Raw genomic sequence first — 19369 nt, 5'->3', positions numbered from 1 at the left:
GAATCTCTAGCACATGTAGGTTGAGTGTAGTAGACTCAAGTTAAGGCTTGAGTGAATCACACTCAACTTTGAACGAATAACCTACGCACAGAAAGAGAAGAATGAAGGCACAATTCACCACCAAGAGCCAAGAAGCGCTCTCGGCAGCCACCATGAACGCCCAAACAGCAGGCAACCCCACCCTCGACACACCCCACCTCCTCAAAGCCCTCATGGACCAACGCGGGGGAGTGGCAGTAGCCGTCCTTAAAACCGCAGGCCTAGACGTGGACGCCATCTCACTGGCGGCATCCACCGAAATCTCAAAGCTCCCCAAAGTAGAAGGCGCCTCAACCGCCCAAGCCCAGCCCAGCCGCGCCATCCTAACCGCCATCCAAACAGCCCAAACCAAAGCAACCCAACTGGGCGACACCTACATCTCAACCGAAATTCTGCTCCTAGCACTTGCAGCCGGTGACGACGCCACCGCCCGCGCCCTGCACCAGGCCGGAGCCACCGAAAAAACCATTGAAGAAACCATTCCGATGGTGAGAGGAGACCGCACCGTGAACACCCCCGACCCCGAAGGCACCTTCGGTGCCCTAGAACAATACGGCACCGACCTAACCGCCGTCGCCCGCGAAGGCAAACTAGACCCCGTCATCGGGCGCGATAGCGAAATCCGCCGCGTCATCCAGGTGCTCTCCCGCCGCACCAAAAACAACCCCGTACTCATCGGTGAACCCGGCGTCGGTAAAACCGCCGTCGTCGAAGGCCTAGCCCAGCGCATGGTCTCAGGGGACGTCCCCGAATCCCTCCGCGGCAAAACCCTCATCTCCCTAGACCTTGGTGCCATGGTCGCCGGTGCCAAATACCGCGGCGAATTCGAAGAACGCCTCAAAGCCGTCCTCGAAGACATCAAGAAGTCCGAAGGGCAAATCGTCACCTTCATCGACGAAATTCACACCGTCGTTGGTGCAGGAGCCTCCGAAGGGTCAATGGACGCCGGCAACATGCTCAAACCCATGCTAGCCCGCGGCGAACTACGCCTGATCGGTGCAACCACCCTAGACGAATACCGCGAAAACATCGAAAAGGACGCCGCCCTAGAACGCCGCTTCCAACAGGTCTACGTGGGTGAACCCAGCGTCGAAGACACCATCGGTATTCTGCGCGGTCTCAAAGAACGCTACGAAGCCCACCACAAGGTCGCCATCGCAGACTCCGCCCTGGTCGCCGCAGCCAACCTTTCTAACCGCTACATCCCCTCCCGCCAGCTCCCCGATAAGGCCATCGACCTCATCGACGAAGCAGCCAGCCGCCTGCGCATGGAAATCGACTCAGCACCCGAAGAAATCGATGCCCTGCGCCGTGCCGTTGACCGCCTCACCATGGAAGAACTGGCCCTGGCCAACGAGACCGACCCCGCCTCCATCGAACGCCTAGAAGCCCTCCGGGCAGATATGGCCGACAAGAAGGAAGAACTGGACACCCTCAACGCCCGCTGGGAAGCCGAAAAAGCCGGGCTCAACCGGGTCGGTGACCTCAAAACCCAGATCGATGATCTACGCTCCAAGGCCGAAGTAGCCCAGCGTGAAGGCAACCTGGCCGAAGCCTCCCGTATGCTCTACGGCGAAATTCCCGCCCTAGAAGCAGAACTAGCAGCAGCCCAGCAAGCTGAGAGCACCGCCACCGAAGAGTCCATGGTCTCTGAAGAAGTCACCGCCGATGACATCGCAGAGGTCATCTCATCCTGGACTGGCATCCCCGCCGGGCGTATGCTCCAAGGTGAATCAGAAAAACTCCTGCACATGGAAGACGAACTGGGCAAGCGCCTCATCGGCCAGCGTCAGGCTGTCACCGCCGTTGCTGATGCTGTGCGCCGCTCCCGTGCCGGTATCTCCGACCCCGACCGCCCTATCGGCTCCTTCCTCTTCCTAGGCCCCACCGGTGTGGGTAAAACCGAGCTAGCTAAAGCCCTGGCAGAGTTCCAGTTCGATGACGAGCGCGCCCTGGTGCGTATTGACATGAGCGAGTACTCCGAAAAGCACGCCGTGGCCCGCCTGGTCGGTGCCCCTCCCGGCTACGTCGGCTACGAGGAAGGTGGCCAGCTCACTGAAGCTGTCCGCCGCCGCCCCTACTCGGTGGTTCTGCTCGATGAGGTAGAAAAAGCCCATCCTGAGGTCTTCGACATCCTCCTACAGGTACTCGATGACGGTCGCCTCACCGACGGTCAAGGTCGCACCGTGGACTTCCGCAACGTCATTCTGATTCTGACCTCCAACCTGGGATCCCAATTCCTGATTGACCAGAACCTCGATGAAGAAGCCCGCAAGACCGCTGTGATGAGCACCGTCAACGCCAGCTTCAAGCCCGAATTTCTCAACCGCCTGGATGAGGTCATCATGTTCGAGCCCCTCTCAGCCGAGGACCTGACCTCCATCGTGGCCCTACAGATCGACTCCATGGCCCGCCGCCTGGAAGACCGCCGCCTGACCCTGGACGTGACGGACGCCGCCACCGAGTGGCTGGGCCTGGCAGGCTACGACCCGGCCTACGGTGCCCGCCCTCTACGCCGCCTGGTTCAACGCGAAATTGGTGACCGCCTAGCCAAGGGAATCCTGGCAGGTGCCATCAAGGACGGCGACACCGTGCGCGTAGACGTCAACCCTGATGTTGCCGTCGACGGCCTGGTCGTCACCGCCCAGTAACCACCTAGCAGAACTGACCCTATAGTTTTTCTCTTGACCCTCCAGATTGTCTCGGGGTGAAGAGAAAAACTATAGGGTCTTTCTCTTTTAGACTAGGAGAGTGAACCAAACACAGCCCCACCCCGTGCCCGGGAAGCTCGATACGCGCTTTGCCGGGGCGTCCGCGTCCATTACTGCCCAAAAAGACATTGCAGCCACCCACGCCGCAGCCCTCCGCTCCATCGACAGAGTCGTCACCGAAACAACCCAGCCCACCGACCCCCAGCTAGCGGCGGACGGCATCAGCCACCTCATCGACAAGGGGCAGGTGCTGGTACTGACCGGGGCCGGAATATCCACCGGCTCAGGCATACCCGACTACCGTGGCCCAGCCGGCTCCCTGCGCAACCACAGGCCCATGACCTACCAAGAATTCCGTTTCGATGAGGTAGCCAGGCAACGCTACTGGGCCCGCTCCTTCGTCGGCTGGAGGCACATGAACCGGGCCCGTCCCAACACTGCCCACTACCTACTAGCAGAGCTTGAAAACCAAGGAAAACTCACCGGCCTGATCACCCAAAACGTTGATGGGCTCCACACCGCAGCAGGCTCCCAAAAAGTTATCACCCTACACGGGGACCTCTCCCGCATCCAATGCCTTGACTGCGGAGCCAACGAAGGGCGCACCTCCCTCGACTCCCGAATCGACGCCGCTAACCCCGGCTACCTGCAGCGCCTCACCAGCAGCACCTTGCAGGTCAACCCCGATGGGGACGCAGAAATTGATACCCGCTTCATCAGCGACTTTCAGATGGTCGGCTGCCTCACCTGCGGGTCCACCAAACTCAAACCCGCCGTTGTCTACTTCGGCGAGCCCGTCCCTCACACTCGTAAACAGGCCGTCAAAGAACTAGGGGAGAAGGCCTCATCTCTACTGGTACTCGGTTCGTCACTTGCCGTCATGAGCTCCTACAAAATAGCCCTGGACTTCGCCCGGGCAGGTAAGCCCATCGCCGTCATCAACCAAGGCCCAGGCCGCGCGGATGCCCGCGCCACCTACCTCTGGCGGTCCGACGTCACAGACGCCCTCTACACTCTTACGCGTAAACTCAAAGACTCAAACTGAGTTTCTTACATCTCATGTGGCGAACAGGCAAGCAAAGACGCTCAAAAACATGTACCCTTAAATACAGAAAAGACTGAAAGTTTTTCTGGCACACCCTTGCGTATACGCGGGTGTCCAGATATGAGCGATAAAGAGGGGGTCTCGCCATGGGGCGCGGCCGTCAGAAGGCTAAAGCAACTCGGCAGGCTCGGGAGATGAAGTACTTCAGCCCCGACACCGACTACACTGCACTCGAACGCGAACTGAGCAAGAGCACCAGCTCAAAGCCCAAGACGTCTGGTTATCAGTACGATGACGAAGACGACTACGCAGAGTACGCAGACAAGTACGCCGACGATTATCAGGAGAAGTAACCCGCGTACCACCACGCGGGTTCTTCCCCTACCATCAACACAGCCCGCCACCGGTAACCACCGGTGGCGGGCTTTTCGATGTGGGTAGGAGCTGCCAACAATACGTGAAGAGATAGAAGGAGATCGCGTCTTTATCGAAGAAACCCAGAGCATAACAAGTGGCGGCTTCCATACGGAAACCGCCACTTATAATTTATTAAAATAAAACAGAAACGCTGAGCAATCCTTCTACTGAACTACTACGTTACTTATAGGACCCCAGCAGCACTGCCGCGCCGCCGTCCACGCCCTTAGCACCCTGCACATAATCAGAGTTACCCTGGTAGGCACCGTCGTCCTTCTGCACAGTACCCAGTACCCAAGAAGGCAAACCACGCTTATTCAGACGCTCAACAGCCGCATCAGCAACAGACGGGTCAACAACAGCAATCATGCCCACACCCAGGTTTAGGGTTCGTTCCAGGTCAGCCTGGGGCACAGAGCCCAGCTCACCAATCAGCTTGAAGATAGCGGGAATCTCCCAGGTAGAACGCTCCACCACGCCCACAGTACCTACAGGCAGCACACGGGCCAGGTTAGCAGCCAGACCGCCACCGGTCACATGCGAGAAGCCGCGCACACCAGAACCGGTCTGCCCGTCCTCACCGTTGACCGGGAAAGCCTCAATGAGGTCCAGACAATCAGCGGTGTAAATGCGGGTAGGCTCAAGAAGCTCCTCACCCAAGGTACGGCCCAGCTCAGCCACCTCACGCTCATACTCCCAGCCAGCAACCGAAAGCACCTTACGCACCAGAGAATAGCCGTTAGAGTGAATACCGCTTGAAGCCATAGCAATCAGCACATCGCCCTCACGCACACGGTCAGGGCCCAACAGCTCATCAGCCTCAACAATACCGGTAGCAGCACCAGCCACATCGTACTCATCCTCAGCCAGCAGGCCAGGGTGCTCAGCAGTCTCACCACCAACCAGGGCGGTACCAGCCAAAGAACAACCCTCAGCTACACCGCGCACGATATCAGCAATGCGCTCAGGTACTACCTTGCCGGTAGCAATGTAGTCAGTCATAAAGAGCGGGCGGGCACCGGTAACAACAATGTCATCCACCACCATACCCACCAGGTCATGGCCAATGGTGTGGTGAATATCCAGCTTCTGGGCGATAGCCACCTTAGTGCCCACACCATCGGTAGAAGTCGCCAAGTAAGGCTTGCGGTAGTCCTTAAGCACAGACAGGTCAAAGAGGCCAGCAAAGCCACCCACACCGCCAACCACACCGGCCCCGTGAGTTGCCTTAACGGCGTCCTTCATCAACTCAACAGCGCGGTCGCCCGCCTCAACATCTACGCCAGCCGAAGCGTAGGTAACTGCATTCTGGTTCTCGCTCATTTAGCGGGCCTCTCGGTCAGTGCCGGTCGAATCGGCAGGAATCGTATCTTGGGGAAGAACTAAATCTTCAAGCTCTGAATCAGGGCCAGGCTCACACGAGCCGGCACCCGGTGACACCTCTGCGACATCACCAAACTTCTGCTCAAGGGACTTAGTGCCAGGGCGAGTATCAATCGACACCGCCTGAGCAGTAGAAGGCTTCTGCGCAACAGGACGCTCCACCGTCACCTCAGCGGCAGTACCAGAAAGCGGCCCACCCTGAGCATCATCAAGAATAGACTTACCCCGGCGATCTTCGCTCGGTAGCTCAATAGGGTACTCACCAGTAAAACAAGCCGTACACAGGCGCTCGCGGGACTGTTCGGTTGCGGCAATCATGCCATCTTCAGAGATGAAGCCCAGAGAGTCAGCGCCCAAAGACTTACCAATCTCTTCAATAGTCAGCCCGTTAGCAATCAGCTCAGAGCGGGAAGCAAAGTCAATGCCGTAGAAGCAAGGCCACTTAACCGGCGGGGAAGAAATCCGCACGTGCACTTCTTTGGCCCCGGCCTCGCGGAGCATACGCACCAGGGCGCGCTGGGTGTTACCGCGCACGATGGAATCATCAATAACCACCAGGCGCTTGCCCTCCACCACAGAACGCAGAGGGTTGAGCTTCAAACGGATACCCAGCTGGCGGATAGTCTGTGAGGGCTGGATAAAGGTACGGCCCACATAGGCGTTCTTGACCAGGCCATTACCGAAAGGAATGCCCGATTCTTCTGCGTAGCCGATAGCAGCCGGGGTGCCCGACTCAGGGGTAGGTATCACCAAATCAGCGTCAACTTTGTGCTCGCGCGCGAGCTGGCGGCCCATCTCCACACGGGAATCGTAGACGCTACGACCGGTGATAGTGGTATCAGGGCGGGCTAGGTAGACGTACTCAAAGACGCACCCTGCCGGCTTAGCCTCGGCGAAGCGCTGGGACCGCAGACCGTCCTGATCAATAGTGACGAACTCGCCAGGCTCCACTTCGCGGACGAAAGATGCGCCCACAATATCAAGAGCAGCAGTTTCTGAGGCGATAACCCAACCGCGCTCCAAGCGGCCTAAGACCAGCGGGCGCACACCCTGGGGGTCACGTGCGGCATAGAGGGTGTTCTCGTCCATGAAGACCAGGCAGAAAGCACCGGAAAGAGTGGGGAGCAAATCGAGCATCGCCTCTTCAAGGCTGTCAAAATCGTGGTCCTTGAGCAGGGCCGTCACCAAGGCGGTATCAGTGGTATTGCCCTGGGCTAGTTCGCCGCGTTCAGGGCGCTTGCCCCCGTTCTTAGCCAGCAGACGGTCATAGAGATCAGCAGAGTTAACCAGGTTGCCGTTGTGGGCTAGAGCCAAGGTGCCATGAGGGGTATCGCCCAGTGTAGGCTGCGCATTCTGCCAGATGTTACCGCCGGTGGTGGAATAGCGGCAGTGACCTACAGCCATATGACCGGTCAATGTTTTGAGGATAGCCTCCGTAAAAACCTGGGAGACCAGACCAGTATCTTTATATACGTTCAGGTGCTTGCCGTCGCTGGTAGCGATACCGGCCGACTCCTGGCCACGGTGTTGCAGGGCGTAGAGGCCGTAGTAGGTGAGCTTAGCGATATCTTCGCCCGGGGCCCAAACACCAAAGACGCCGCATTCGTCTTTAGGTCCGTGGTCAACAGGGTCAAGGTCGAAGGATAGTTTTCCGTCAGGACGAGCCAAGGTGGTTTTCCGTCTCTTGTTGTATGTGAGGGTGGCTATCTCGCTCTACAGCGCAGAATGGCGCACCTGAGCAAGTGAACAGTAATTAAGTGTACCTGCCCGATGCGCTACTGATAAGTAGAGCCCACCACCCAGTTCGTGGCCTGGTATTTTATTCCTGGCTACTGACAGCCTGGTAGGTGGTGGTGCGCCTAGTTGAGCGCTTATCGAGCAGAAGCGCCACCACAGTAGCGGCGCCAGCGCACAGGGCACCAAAAATTACCGCCATCACACCGTAGACCGCGCCGAAAGTGTAGCTGGGGTTCTCAGGGCCGAGAATCGTCACCACAAAAGCTACGATAAGGCCGATCAGCAGGCCAGTGATAGCGAAAGCTGGCAGAGAGGGGGCACGGCGCACCGTCAGATGAGCGCGCTCAGGCGCGGACGCCGGCGCAAAGTGCTGGCCGGGCGCAGCCTGTTTCTCTTGCTCAGTGAGCGGGGCAGCAGGCCCAATAGGGCGGCGAAATCGCGACAAAATGCTCATAAAGACCAACCTTATCAAGCCCCTGCACACACCGGGCACAGAATAAAGATCCAGATACCAGTATCAGTACTAAAGCAACGGCAGGTAGCTACTCACATCTGCCCGCAACCCTGAGGCCGAAATAGCGGGGCCAGACTCCTGCCAACTGGAATAACCCAAGGTGATAGCGCACCAGGTCAGCGCATCAGTTTCAATAACATTTGGAGGAGTACCGCGGGTGTGGCGCGGCCCCGCAATACACTGAGTCACTCCAAAAGGCGGAACCCGCACCTCCACAGAATTCCCCGGAGCCAAAGTGGCCAGCTCTTCCAACAAAAAGCGGACGGCCGCCGCCCGCACACCCCGCGGCAGGGCAGCAAAAGCCGCCGCGCAGGCGTCCTGATTTTCTGTTGTCTCAAAAACCTGCCGAACCTGGGCGATGGCGGCCAGTCCGTCCGCCTCGGTGATCTTGCGGCGAATTGCCATTAGAGGAGCCCCTCAAAAGCAGCCCCAGGCTTGATAGAACCCACCGGCTGGCCCCCGCCGGTGATGGGGAAAGTCGTCCCAGTAACAGCCCGGTCAGCAACCTCACCCTCCACGAAGCCAGCCGTCTGCAAAGCCCGCACAGCAACAAGCCAAGCAGCCCGGTTAGAACCGTCTAACATCTTCACCGCCACCGAAGCCCCAGAACGCAAACCGATAGCCAGCACACCCTCAGCCCCCCGCTTGACTACAGCGTCAAGAGTCTCAGCTAGCACAGTATCTGAGTGTCCACTGGCATGAACATATTCGGGATAGTCAACCATAGCTGTTGCCACAGTAGCGGCACGAGCATCAGCCTTGATATTCTCAACCGCTAACCCCAAAACAGAATAAGCCCGGGCCAACCCCACCAGAGAAGTCGCAACAGCAGGGGCACCGCACCCGTCTACCGTCACCTGCTGGGGAGTCTCACCGGTGAACTGCTCAATGGTCTGCAAGACCAGCTCCTGTAAAGGGTGCTCTGGGTCAGTGTAATTATCTGTCGACCAGCCCGACTTCACACAAGCCCACAAGAAAGCTGCATGCTTGCCAGAACAGTTAAAGGCCAGGCGCTGCTTACCGTGCCCAGCTGTGATCAGGGCTTGGTAGCTGGGCTCGTCCGCGGGCCAAGCCGGCGGGCAGAGCAGGGCCTCAGCTGTCAGCCCAGCCTCAGCCAGCACCGACTGGGCAACCTTCATATGCTCAAAAGAACCGGTATGAGAACCCGCAGCCAAAGCAATCTGGGCCCCCTGCAGCTCAGCCCCCGCATTCATCGAGGCAATAGCCTGCAAGGGCTTGAGCGCGGAGCGGGCATAGATAAGAGCCTCAGGGGCACCTAAACTCAGGGCCACAGAACCATCCGGTGCTAGCACCACCAGCGATCCCACATGCCGAGATTCAATGAAATCGCCACGGGTGACGAGGGCCAGCTCTGCTGCCTGCTGCGCGGTAAAAGTCTGCATGCCCTCCAGTCTACTGGGTAGCTCTGACCACTAAATTGAGCAAAGCCCGCACTTATTCTGAAAACACCGCAACTAGTTGCGGGTAAACCAGAATAAATGCGGGCTTCAACTATGACCTTTTGTTGCAACTTTCTCCACAGGGCCGAAGCATGCTCTGGCAAGGCATAACCGAAGCTATCCACAGATTTAAAAATGGTGCTTGAGCGCCTACGGCTGCTCTGCAAGAGTTGTCCCATGCATGACAGAATTGAAGGCCTCGCCGCCAAGGTCAAAACATCTCAACAGCTTAATCTTGAAGGGCTGAGCAAAAACCTCATTGGCGCTATGCACCGAAGAGGTGAGCTCATTAGACTTACGCGGGGCCTCTACATCTCAGCTGCAGAAAGTCGGCAGTTCATGCCTGAAGAGAGGTGTATCGCTGTGACCTTAGCGCTGGCAACATCTCACCGGCAGGCAGTGCTCAGTCACGCATCTGCTGCGCTTGTATGGGGCGCCCCTCTCTTTAGATTGCCCACCAGGGTTGAATTGTCCCTTCCCCGTTCTAACCATCGGCACCATCGCCAGGTTAGGTATCATAGCTCCCGGCCAGAGGTGTGTGAGGTAGCTTATGAGGTGGCCGGTTTTTCAGTTACAGACCCGCTAACGACCGTCCTTGACTGCGCTCGAACGTTGCCTGTGGTTCAGGCCTTGGCGATCACAGACTATTTTCTGCACCGTGCACAGGTGAGTTATCACGATGTGCGTGCCCAGCTCATAAGCGTCAGTGGCTATGGAACGAGTAGCTTTCCTCTTATTGCTGAGTCGATGAGTGCTTTGACTGAGTCCCCTCTTGAATCGTTGGCAATGTTCAGAATTGTGCAGTCTAATCTTGAGCGCCCTTGTCAGCAACTAGAAATAAGGACTCACGACGGTAGAGTGTATCGTTCAGATTTTGCCTGGGAGTCATTGAAACTCTTGCTAGAGGTTGATGGTTTACATAAGTACTACGGTGCCTATCGTCCGGTGGAGGAGCAGCTACGTAGGGATACCCTGCGGCAACGGTCGCTTGAGCTTATGGGGTGGACGGTCGTTCGGGCTACCTGGGATGACCTCATGAATAGGCCGCAGGCCGTTATTCACTGTTTGATGCGCGGGGGAGTAAGAAGGATAGAGAAATGACCATTGGTTCTTTCCGCACTTATTCTGAAAGTACCGCAACTAGTTGCGGGTAAACCAGAATAAATGCGGAGAGGGCGGTGAATGTTCTGTGGCAGGCGAGTGGGCTCAGTACGGACGGCTCAGTACGGAAGGCTCAGTACGGACGGCTCAGTACGGAAGGCTCAGTACGGACGGCTCAGTACGGACGGGCGCGGACGCCGCCGGGCAGCTAGTGGCCCCGGGAAAGAGAGGGGGCGGTTGGCGTCCTCAAAAAATCTCCTGCAAAAAGCTCCCAAACTGCGCTTAAAAACTTCATCAAATCGTGACCTTGCCGGTAGCCTAAAAGAATGAAGGTTTTGGTATTGGGCCCTGGCGGTCGTGAACACGCAATTATCCGAGCACTCCTCAAAGATTCAGCAGTAACTGAGGTGCACTCAGCACCCGGTAACGCGGGCATCGCACAAGATGTCCCCGTGCATGCTATCGATGCAAATAACCCCCAAGCAGCTCTTGCCCTGGCACAGGAGCTAGCTGCTGATTTGGTCGTCATCGGCCCTGAAGCTCCCCTGGTCGCCGGTGTCTCAGATACCCTGCGTGAAGCGGGCTTCCCCGTCTTTGGCCCCTCGAAGGCTGCTGCCCTGCTTGAAGGTTCTAAGGCTTTCGCTAAGGAGGTTATGGCTAGCGCCGATGTGCCTACCGCAATGGCCAAGGTAGCTACCAACCGTGCAGAGGCAGAAGAGGCCCTGAATACCTTTGGTGCCCCCTATGTGGTGAAGGATGACGGCTTGGCTGCCGGTAAGGGTGTCGTTGTCACCGAAGATTTCGATGCTGCCCTGGCTCACGCTGAATCATGTTTTACCGCTGGCGGCACTGTGGTCATCGAAGAGTACCTGGATGGCCCCGAAGTTTCCCTCTTTGTGATTTCTGATGGCAGAACCTGCCTGCCCCTTTCACCTGCCCAGGACTTCAAGCGTATTTTCGATAACGATGAAGGCCCCAACACCGGCGGTATGGGTGCCTACACCCCCCTTCCTTGGCTGCCTGAAGGTTTCGTTGAAGAAGTCATTGAGCGCGTAGCCCAGCCCACCGTTGATGAGATGGCCCGCCGTGGCACTCCTTTTGTGGGCGTGCTTTACTGTGGTTTGGCTGCCACCTCACGCGGTATTCGCGTCATTGAATTCAACGCCCGTTTTGGCGACCCTGAAACCCAGGCCGTGCTGGCCCGCCTGCGCACCCCCCTCGGTGGCGTGCTACTGGCTGCTGCCAAGGGTGAATTGCCTGCTGACCTCACTTTAGACTGGGACCCTCGCACCGCTGTTGACGTGGTCATGGCCGCAGAGAACTACCCTGAGACCCCTCGTAAGGGTGACGCTATTACCGGTCTTGACGCTGCTAACCAGCGTGAGAACGTGCATGTAGATCACGCCGGTACCACCGTCGATGGTGAGCACATCGTCACCGCCGGTGGCCGTGTGCTTGCTGTTGTTGCTCTGGGCCAGAACCTTATTGAGGCCCGCGAAGCTGCTTACGCTGGCGTGCGCGATATTAGCTGGGAAGGTGCTCAGTACCGCTCAGATATTGCCCTTGCTGCTGCTGAGAATCGTATCCAGATTCCTGCCCAGAAATAATTTTCTGTGACTGCCCGCCGCCTTTGCGGAGGGCAGTCACTTCTATCATTGCCCCACAACCCCACCTGCACACTCCCAGGAGAAAACCATGAGCCATACTCCCGTAGATATTCCCGGTTGGAAGCACGTATATTCCGGCAAGGTGCGCGACCTCTACATCCCCGATGAAGACACCCAGGACGTAACCGGCCTGAACGTCAAGGACGACGCCGAACTGCGTGCCGGGTCCGTCATGGTAGTTGCCTCCGACCGTATCAGCGCCTTTGACCAGGTGCTACCCACCGAAATCCCCGATAAGGGTAAGATTCTGACCCAGATGTCCCTCTGGTGGTTTGAGCAGCTCAAAGGCGTGCCTAACCATGTGCTTTCTACCGACGTTCCTGAGGTCGTAGCTGGCCGTGCCATGATCTGTAAGTCCCTCAATATGTTCCCCGTTGAGTGCATCGTTCGCGGTTACCTGACCGGATCAGGCCTAGAAGCCTACCGCAAGACCGGTAAGGTCAACGAATTTGAGCTACCTGTCGGTTTGGTTGATGGTTCCCGCCTGGAGCCTGCCCTTTTCACTCCCACCGGCAAGGCTGAGGTGGGTGAACATGATGAGCCCATTACCCGTGAAGAGCTTGACGCTGAGGTGGGTGAAGCTATCGCTGACCGTTTGCAGGAGCTGACCCTCTACGTCTACGAAACTGCTGAGAAGATTGCCCGTGAGCGCGGCATCATTCTGGCTGATACCAAGATTGAGTTCGGCACCGATTCTTACCGCGGTGAAATCACCCTGGGCGATGAGGTTCTGACCCCCGATTCCTCCCGTTTCTGGGATGCGGAGGACTACGAGCCTGGCCGCGCCCAGGCGTCCTTTGATAAGCAGTATGTGCGCGACTGGCTCAAGAGTGAGGAGTCAGGCTGGGACGGTACCGGCCCTGTTCCTGAGCTTCCGGCCGATGTGGTTGAGAAGACCCGTGCCCGCTACGTGGAGGCCTACGAGCGTTTGACCGGGCAGAAGTTCCAGGCTTAAGCCTGACCGGTGCGCACTTTTTGGTGGTACTCATAGTGGGCTGCCCCAATTTCTGAGAGTGCGTAGAACCAACGGACGTGCTCAGCGACTGTTCGCTGGGCACGTTCTGCGTCTCCTGCTATGACAGCTGCATAGATTGCCCGGTGCTGGTCTTGAAGTTCTCGCTTGGTTGCCTGCCAGTCTTCTAGGTAGGGTACGGCCTCTTGTACGTAGCCCACGGTGGCTAGGTGGAGGGAGTCGATGACGGTGTCCATGACGATATTGCCGCCGAGCGATGAAATTTCGTAGTGGAAGCGGGTGTCACAGAAGTGGAAACGCTCGTCGCTCATGCCGGTGTGGTCCATTTCTTCAAGGTAGCGCCGTGCCCTTGTTAAGGACGCGGCGTGGCTGGGGTGGTGGGCAACATCGGCTGCCCGGGCGGCAGCTTCACCTTCCAGTAGGACGCGGGTGCTGACAATATCTGCAACGGGCAGGGTGCGGGTGGCAATGTGCATGCGGAGGGCCCAGCCTAGGGCGTCAGAGGGTTCTGAAACAACTACGGCACCAGCTTTAGGGCCTGAGCCTACCCCTGAGTGGATAAGACCTACTGCGGAGAGGATGCGCAGGGCTTCGCGTACTGAGGCCCGCGAGATCTTGTATTCCTCTGCCAGTGACCGTTCGCCTGGAAGCCGGTCGCCTAGGCGGAGCTGGCCGTGGCGTAGCCGGTATTCGATGGATTCGAGCAGGGCGGTGTAGGTGGGCGCTTTTTCTTTCATGCTCAGTCTTTCCGGGGCGGTGGGGTAGGTCTTGAGGTAGTAGCTAGAGGCTTATCTGACGGGGGAGTGTGGGCTGGGGGAGTGTGGGCTGAGGTGTGCCCCTGGTGTGTTGGTGGTATAAGAAGGGGCGGTGCAGCTCCGACGTAAGGTTACGTTGGGAGCTGCACCGCCCGTATGTTTACCAGTGAGTCATAGCTGAATCTACTGGTGTTTAGTGGCCTCCTACATAGGGTTCAATCATGAGGCCTGAGAAGACGGTAGCCTGCAGAAGAACCAGTACACATACTGCAATCAGCAAGATGAAGGACCAGCTCAGTACTGACTTGAAGATCTCTGATTCTTTACCTTCCATATTGACCGAGGTAGCGGCAATAGCAAGGGACTGAGGCGAAATCATCTTACCGACCACACCACCGGAGGTATTGGCTGCCAGCATGAGCTCGGGGTGGGCACCGGTCATACCGTTAGCTTGCAGGTGCTCAGCGGCGGTGACCTGGAGCTTGGAGAAGAGAGCATTCGCTGAGGTGTCGGAGCCGGTGACGGCGGTACCTACCCAGCCCAGGACGGGGGCCAGGAAGGCGTAGGCGACACCCAGGGAGGCTACATATTCGCCGATGGCAACGGTCTGGCCGGAGTAGTTCATGACGAAGGCCAGGGCCAGAACCAGGGCGATGGTGGCAGCTGACCAGCGCATCTTGTAGGCTACTCGACCAATTTCTGCCAGGGCATCGCCCATGGCCAGCTTGTACTTGCCGTTTTCGTTGAAGATGGCGTAGAGGATGGCAACGAGCAGACCTGAGATGAGCAGGTAGGTGCCGGGGTTAGCTAACCAAGCCCACTTGTAGACAGAGTCTACCGGGGTGCCGTTAGCCTGGAGCAGGCGGTCCTCCAGCAGGGGCATGTGGAACTCGACCACGGTGGTCTTGAGCCAGTTAACCAGCGGGGTGTAGAGGTTGGCGATACCGAAGATGATGACGACAACCAGGTAGGGCATAAGAGCCATCCAGATACGGCGGCCGGGCAGGTGTTCTGCTTCGGCCGGTGCTGTGATGCCGTAGCGCTCGCGCACGCCTGCCACACCGCGGGGCTTGACGAAGCGGAGGAAGACGACTGCTGCAGCGATGGAGACGATGCAGGCGATGACGTCGGTGAGCTGGTAGACGAAGTAGGTAGCGGCCCACCACTGAGCGACGGAGAAGGAGAGGCCAATGACCGCTGCGTGCATCCAGGCGTCCTTGAGACCCTTTATGCCATCAAGAATCCAGAGCAGGATGAAGGGGACGAAGAAGGCGATGAAGGGTGCCTGGTGGCCGACGATTGCTGCGATGGCTGCGGAGTCTTTGCCGCCGACTTCACCTGCGGTGGTGATGGGGATTGCTACTGCGCCGAAGGCTACCGGGGCGGTGTTGGCGATGAGGACGGTGGTTGCTGCCTTGAGGGGCTTGACGCCTAGTGCCAGGATCATGGTTGCAGTAATTGCTACGGGGGCACCGAAGCCTGCGAGGGCTTCGAGCAGACCGCCGAAGCAGAAGGCGATAAGGATGGCTTGGATGCGTAGGTCGCCGCCGCCGATGAGGTCGAAGGTGCGGCGTAGATCTTCAAAGCGGCCTGAGAGGACGGTGACCTGGTAGAACCAGATGGCCATGAGGATTACCCAGACGATGGGGAAGAGGCCGTAGATGCCGCCGCGGAAGGCGGACATGCCTGCCAAATCCCAGGGCATGCCGAAGCCGAAGACTGCGACGAGTAGGGCTACGACCAGGGAGACAAGGCCGGCGACGTGGGCGCGGGCCTTGAAGCCGAGCAGCATAATAAAGAATGCCAACAGCGGTAGGGATGAGACGAGGGCGCTGAGCCCTAGGCTCCCTCCTACAGCGTCGGTTACAGCGGTGTAAGTATTTTCCACCGTATTCTCCTTAGGGATGTGTGGTGTGGCCGGGCGCCACATCTGTGGGACGCTTGGCACAAAAAAATAGGGGTCTCACCTTCTATGGTCAGACCATTGAATTTCGAGGTCTACGTTACATGATGCAGCTCACTTACGCCAAGCTGGGCTGATAAATAGTTGCAGTATTTTTTCGCCCCTGCGATTAAGTGGGTTTAAACAGGGGGAGCGTGTGTTTTTGTGTGGGTGTATGGGTACTTATGTTGCTCCATACCCGGGCGGACGCTGGTCTTTAGGGCTGAATACTCCCCGGTTTTTCGGTGTGGTCAGACCGCCATATTATTTGCACAGGAAAATATGACCTATTCAAAGTAACGTAATACAGGCCTCATCGTGTTAAATGAATGAAAAGGAAAAGAATCTAACAGGTCCCTCCTGCCCCCTACTCACCCGCCCGGACACTGGCGTCCGCGCACCCTGAGCAGTAGAGGAGAGACAGGTTCCCCATACCACCTACAAGAAGAGAGAACCAACATGCGTGTCGCACTGTTTTCCACGTGCATCGTCGACGCAATGTACCCCAAGGTAGCTAAGGCTACCGTTGATATTCTGGAGCGTCTTGGCCACGAGGTCGTCTTCCCGCAGGGTCAGACCTGCTGCTCCCAGATGCACGTCAACTCGGGCTACTTCGACGACGCCTACCCCATCGTCAAAACCCACGTACAGGCCTTTGAAGAATGGGACTTCGACGCTATCGTTGCCCCCTCAGGCTCCTGTGTAGCCTCCCTGGGCCACCAGCAGCCCATGATTGCAGAGCGTGCAGGCGACGAGGCCACCGCCCGCGCCGCAACCTCACTAGCTGCCCGCTCCTTCGAACTCTCCCAGTTCCTCATCGACGTCTGCGGCATCACCAACGCCGCAGAACAGCTAGGCTCCTACTTCCCCCAGAAAGTCACCTACCACTCCTCCTGCCACGGTATGCGCCTCCTCGGCTTGGGCACCCGCCAAGAAGATTTAATCCGCACCGTTGAAGGCCTGGAATACACCCGCATCGACGGGCTTGACCAGTGCTGTGGCTTCGGTGGCACCTTCTCCTTCAAGAACGCAGACACCTCCGGGGCCATGGTCAACGACAAGGTCGAGAACATTGAAGCAACCGGAGCCTCCGTCTGCACCGGTGGCGACTCATCCTGCCTAATGAACATTGGCGGGGCGCTCTCCCGCAAGAAATCACCCGTGCAAACCCTCCACTTTGCAGAGATTCTTGCATCCACCAAGGAAAACCCGCTCACCGTCACCGGTCCCGTAGCTGTTACCGCAGGAGGTAAGTAAAGCCATGTCCACCACCGCACTCGGTATGCCCAAGGTCCGCCACGGCGTCGGCAACATCTTTGAATTCGAGCCCTTCCCCGAATACGCAGAGAAGGAACTCCAGAACGAGCAGCTACGCGCCAACCTGGGCTTTGCCACCCACAAGATCCGCGATAAGCGCGCTGCCGTCATCTCAGAACTCTCTGACTGGCAGGATCTGCGCACCGCAGGTTCCATGATTAAACAAAAAGTTATGGCCAACCTCGACACCTACCTCCAGGAATTCGAAAAGAACTTCACCGCCCGCGGCGGCCACGTCCACTGGGCCCGCGACGCTAACGAAGCCAACGAAATCGCCCTCAAACTCATTCAGGCTGAAGGCGTCACCGAGGTCAACAAAATCAAGTCAATGGCCACCGCCGAGACCGGCCTCAACGAGTTCCTAGAAAAGCACGGCATCTACGCCATCGAAACCGACCTGGCCGAAGAGATCGTGCAGCTAGGCGATAACGACCGCCCCTCCCACATTCTGGTGCCCGCAATTCACCGCAACCGCACCGAAATTCGCGACATCTTCCTCAAGAAGATTGAGGGCGTAGACCCCAACCTCAGCAACGACCCCTCAGAACTGGCGGACGCCTCCCGCTACCGTCTGCGTGAAAAGTTCCTGACCAACAAGGTCGCTGTCTCCGGCGTGAACTTCGGTATCGCCGAAACTGGCACCATGACCATCGTAGAATCTGAGGGTAACGGCCGCATGTGCCTGACCCTGCCCGATACCCTCATTACCTTCATGGGCATCGAAAAACTCCTGCCGACCCTGCAGGACCTTGAGGTCTTCACCCAGTTGCTACCCCGCTCCTCCACCGGTGAGCGCATGAACCCCTACACCTCCATGTGGACCGGTGTAACCCCCGGCGATGGCCCCCAGAACCTGCACGTTATCCTCATGGACAACGGCCGTACCGCAGCCCTAGCAGACCAGGTAGGCCGCCAGGCCCTGCACTGCATCCGCTGTTCAGCCTGCATGAACGTCTGCCCCGTCTACGAACGCGCAGGTGGCCACGCCTACGGTTCCACCTACCCCGGCCCTATCGGCGCGATTCTCTCACCCCAGCTCGGCGGTATCGAGAACCAGTACAACTCCACCCTGCCCTACGCCTCCTCCCTCTGCGGCGCCTGCTATGAGGCCTGCCCCGTCAAAATCAACATCCCTGACGTGCTGGTTCACCTGCGCGGCAAGGCTGTTGACCACGAAAAAGCCCAGGGCGAATTCGCTGGCGGTAAGAAAGACCGCCACGTGCAGATGGACACCATGATGTTCACGGCCAAGAAGCTCTTCAGCTCAGGTGCACTCATGGGCCTAGCCACCAAGGGCCTGCCCGCCTCCAAACTCATTACCGGTAAGAAGGGCAAAATCACTAAGCTGCCCGGTATCGTTGGCGGCTGGACCGAATACCGTGACATCCCCGCACCCCCCAAGACCTCCTTCCGCAATGAGTGGAAGAAGGAACGCGGCCCCGCACCCAAGCGCGTAGGTGGTGCACGCGTGGACCTTCAGGCTGTCATCGCCGCTAACCAAGCCAAGCTAGCAGAAGCCCACGCCAACGCCGAAGCCGCTAACCCCATCGCCCCCAAGGAGGCCAACTAATGTCTGATGCAAAAGCAGAAATCCTAGGCCGCATCCGCGCCTCCCTCTGGGACAACCCCCAGCCGGCTGAGCCCGTCCGCGCCTACCGCCGCCAAAGCGACAAGGGCACCGAAGAAATCATCGAGATGCTGGTAGACCGCCTAATCGACTACAAGGCAAACGTCTACCACGAAACCGAAGAGACCATCGCCGCCCGTGTGGGGCAGCTGCTAGGTAAGTCTGCCCGCTACGTGGTGCCTACCGGCCTCAAGGCCGAATGGCTACCCGAAGATACTGCTGCCCGCTCCCGCGTGGTTGACTCCGGTAACGCCCAGAAGCCCGGTGCTCTCTCCGTGCGGGAACTGGACGCAATTGACGCTGTGGTGACCTCCTCAACCGTCTCCTGCGCTGAGACTGGCACTATCGCCCTGAACAGCACTGAGACCGAAGGGCGCCGAGCCATCACCCTGGTGCCTGACCACCACATCTGCGTGGTGCCCGTTGACACCATTGTGGAGCTGATTCCTGAGACGGTGGCTCGTCTGAACTTCGATAAGCCCGTCACTTGGATTTCAGGCCCCTCAGCGACCTCAGACATTGAGCTGATTCGTGTTGAAGGTGTGCACGGGCCCCGAACCCTGGACGTCATTATCCTCAAGTAGGTTACCTGCCTTCCCCCTGGGCCGAAGGGCCTCTACCTTTGGGCTTTTCCCCATGAGCTGGGTTGACCACAGACCTGGCTCATGGGGAAGAGTTCTT

At 58.2% G+C, this 19369-nt stretch carries 16 protein-coding genes; 9 read left to right on the top strand and 7 right to left on the bottom strand.

Annotated features, from left to right (window positions below; genetic code table 11):
• Positions 1-101: 101 nt before the first annotated feature.
• The 3 genes from clpB to ACED87_RS02145 all read left to right on the top strand — a co-directional run bounded on the left by clpB (position 102) and on the right by ACED87_RS02145 (position 4148).
• Positions 102-2690, top strand: a complete 2589-nt coding sequence (gene clpB / locus ACED87_RS02155; RefSeq protein WP_449089545.1) for an ATP-dependent chaperone ClpB — start codon at positions 102-104, stop codon at positions 2688-2690.
• A 169-nt stretch (positions 2691-2859) separates the two neighbouring features.
• Positions 2860-3795 carry a Sir2 family NAD-dependent protein deacetylase gene (locus ACED87_RS02150; protein ID WP_449081346.1) on the top strand — a complete coding sequence of 312 codons (936 nt, stop codon included), beginning with the start codon at positions 2860-2862 and terminating at the stop codon, positions 3793-3795.
• 146 nt (positions 3796-3941) lie between these two features.
• Positions 3942-4148 (top strand): DUF3073 domain-containing protein, encoded by a 207-nt coding sequence (locus tag ACED87_RS02145; RefSeq protein ID WP_449081321.1) that lies wholly within the window; start codon positions 3942-3944, stop codon positions 4146-4148.
• 244 nt (positions 4149-4392) lie between these two features.
• Here ACED87_RS02145 and purM read toward each other — a convergent pair whose 3' ends face one another.
• The 5 genes from purM to ACED87_RS02120 all read right to left on the bottom strand — a co-directional run bounded on the left by purM (position 4393) and on the right by ACED87_RS02120 (position 9249).
• Positions 4393-5535, bottom strand: coding sequence for a phosphoribosylformylglycinamidine cyclo-ligase (gene purM / locus ACED87_RS02140; RefSeq protein ID WP_449081319.1), 1143 nt, complete (start codon positions 5533-5535; stop codon positions 4393-4395).
• Positions 5536-7263: an amidophosphoribosyltransferase gene (purF, locus tag ACED87_RS02135; RefSeq protein WP_449089544.1), complete on the bottom strand. Its 1728-nt coding sequence runs from the start codon at positions 7261-7263 to the stop codon at positions 5536-5538.
• Between the two features lie 151 nt (positions 7264-7414).
• Positions 7415-7786 (bottom strand): hypothetical protein, encoded by a 372-nt coding sequence (locus ACED87_RS02130; RefSeq protein WP_449089543.1) that lies wholly within the window; start codon positions 7784-7786, stop codon positions 7415-7417.
• Between the two features lie 69 nt (positions 7787-7855).
• The gene (locus ACED87_RS02125; RefSeq protein ID WP_449089542.1) at positions 7856-8251 is read right to left on the bottom strand and encodes a sterol carrier family protein; all 396 of its coding nucleotides are present in this window, start codon (positions 8249-8251) and stop codon (positions 7856-7858) included.
• Positions 8251-9249 (bottom strand): asparaginase, encoded by a 999-nt coding sequence (locus ACED87_RS02120; RefSeq protein WP_449089541.1) that lies wholly within the window; start codon positions 9247-9249, stop codon positions 8251-8253. Before ACED87_RS02120 ends, ACED87_RS02125 begins: the two co-directional genes overlap by 1 nt.
• Before the next feature lie 192 nt (positions 9250-9441).
• Between ACED87_RS02120 and ACED87_RS02115 the strand changes: the two genes are divergently transcribed.
• From ACED87_RS02115 to ACED87_RS02105, 3 genes are all read left to right on the top strand, one after another.
• Positions 9442-10407: a DUF559 domain-containing protein gene (locus ACED87_RS02115; protein ID WP_449089540.1), complete on the top strand. Its 966-nt coding sequence runs from the start codon at positions 9442-9444 to the stop codon at positions 10405-10407.
• 326 nt (positions 10408-10733) lie between these two features.
• Positions 10734-12014 carry a phosphoribosylamine--glycine ligase gene (gene purD / locus ACED87_RS02110; protein WP_449089539.1) on the top strand — a complete coding sequence of 427 codons (1281 nt, stop codon included), beginning with the start codon at positions 10734-10736 and terminating at the stop codon, positions 12012-12014.
• A gap of 88 nt (positions 12015-12102) precedes the next feature.
• Positions 12103-13029: a phosphoribosylaminoimidazolesuccinocarboxamide synthase gene (locus ACED87_RS02105; protein ID WP_449081307.1), complete on the top strand. Its 927-nt coding sequence runs from the start codon at positions 12103-12105 to the stop codon at positions 13027-13029.
• Here ACED87_RS02105 and ACED87_RS02100 read toward each other — a convergent pair.
• Together ACED87_RS02100 and ACED87_RS02095 are read right to left on the bottom strand one after the other, a co-directional pair.
• On the bottom strand, positions 13026-13784 hold the full coding sequence (locus ACED87_RS02100; RefSeq protein WP_449081305.1) for a FadR/GntR family transcriptional regulator: 759 nt from the start codon (positions 13782-13784) through the stop codon (positions 13026-13028). The genes ACED87_RS02105 and ACED87_RS02100 overlap by 4 nt on opposite strands.
• A 211-nt stretch (positions 13785-13995) precedes the next feature.
• On the bottom strand, positions 13996-15690 hold the full coding sequence (locus ACED87_RS02095; protein WP_449081304.1) for an L-lactate permease: 1695 nt from the start codon (positions 15688-15690) through the stop codon (positions 13996-13998).
• A gap of 513 nt (positions 15691-16203) precedes the next feature.
• Between ACED87_RS02095 and ACED87_RS02090 the strand changes: the two genes are divergently transcribed.
• The 3 genes from ACED87_RS02090 to ACED87_RS02080 are packed head-to-tail and all read left to right on the top strand — an operon-like array spanning position 16204 to position 19272.
• Positions 16204-17001, top strand: a complete 798-nt coding sequence (locus ACED87_RS02090) for a (Fe-S)-binding protein (protein WP_449081302.1) — start codon at positions 16204-16206, stop codon at positions 16999-17001.
• Positions 17002-17005: 4 nt separating this feature from the next.
• The gene (locus tag ACED87_RS02085; RefSeq protein WP_449089538.1) at positions 17006-18631 is read left to right on the top strand and encodes a LutB/LldF family L-lactate oxidation iron-sulfur protein; all 1626 of its coding nucleotides are present in this window, start codon (positions 17006-17008) and stop codon (positions 18629-18631) included.
• Positions 18631-19272, top strand: a complete 642-nt coding sequence (locus ACED87_RS02080; RefSeq protein ID WP_449089537.1) for a LutC/YkgG family protein — start codon at positions 18631-18633, stop codon at positions 19270-19272. Before ACED87_RS02085 ends, ACED87_RS02080 begins: the two co-directional genes overlap by 1 nt.
• The last annotated feature ends 97 nt before the right edge of the window (positions 19273-19369 follow it).

Source organism: Rothia sp. 32237D007AR (genome assembly GCF_053544675.1).
The sequence above is the reverse complement of the archived record's forward strand: the minus strand, read 5'-3'. Positions and strand labels throughout refer to the sequence as shown.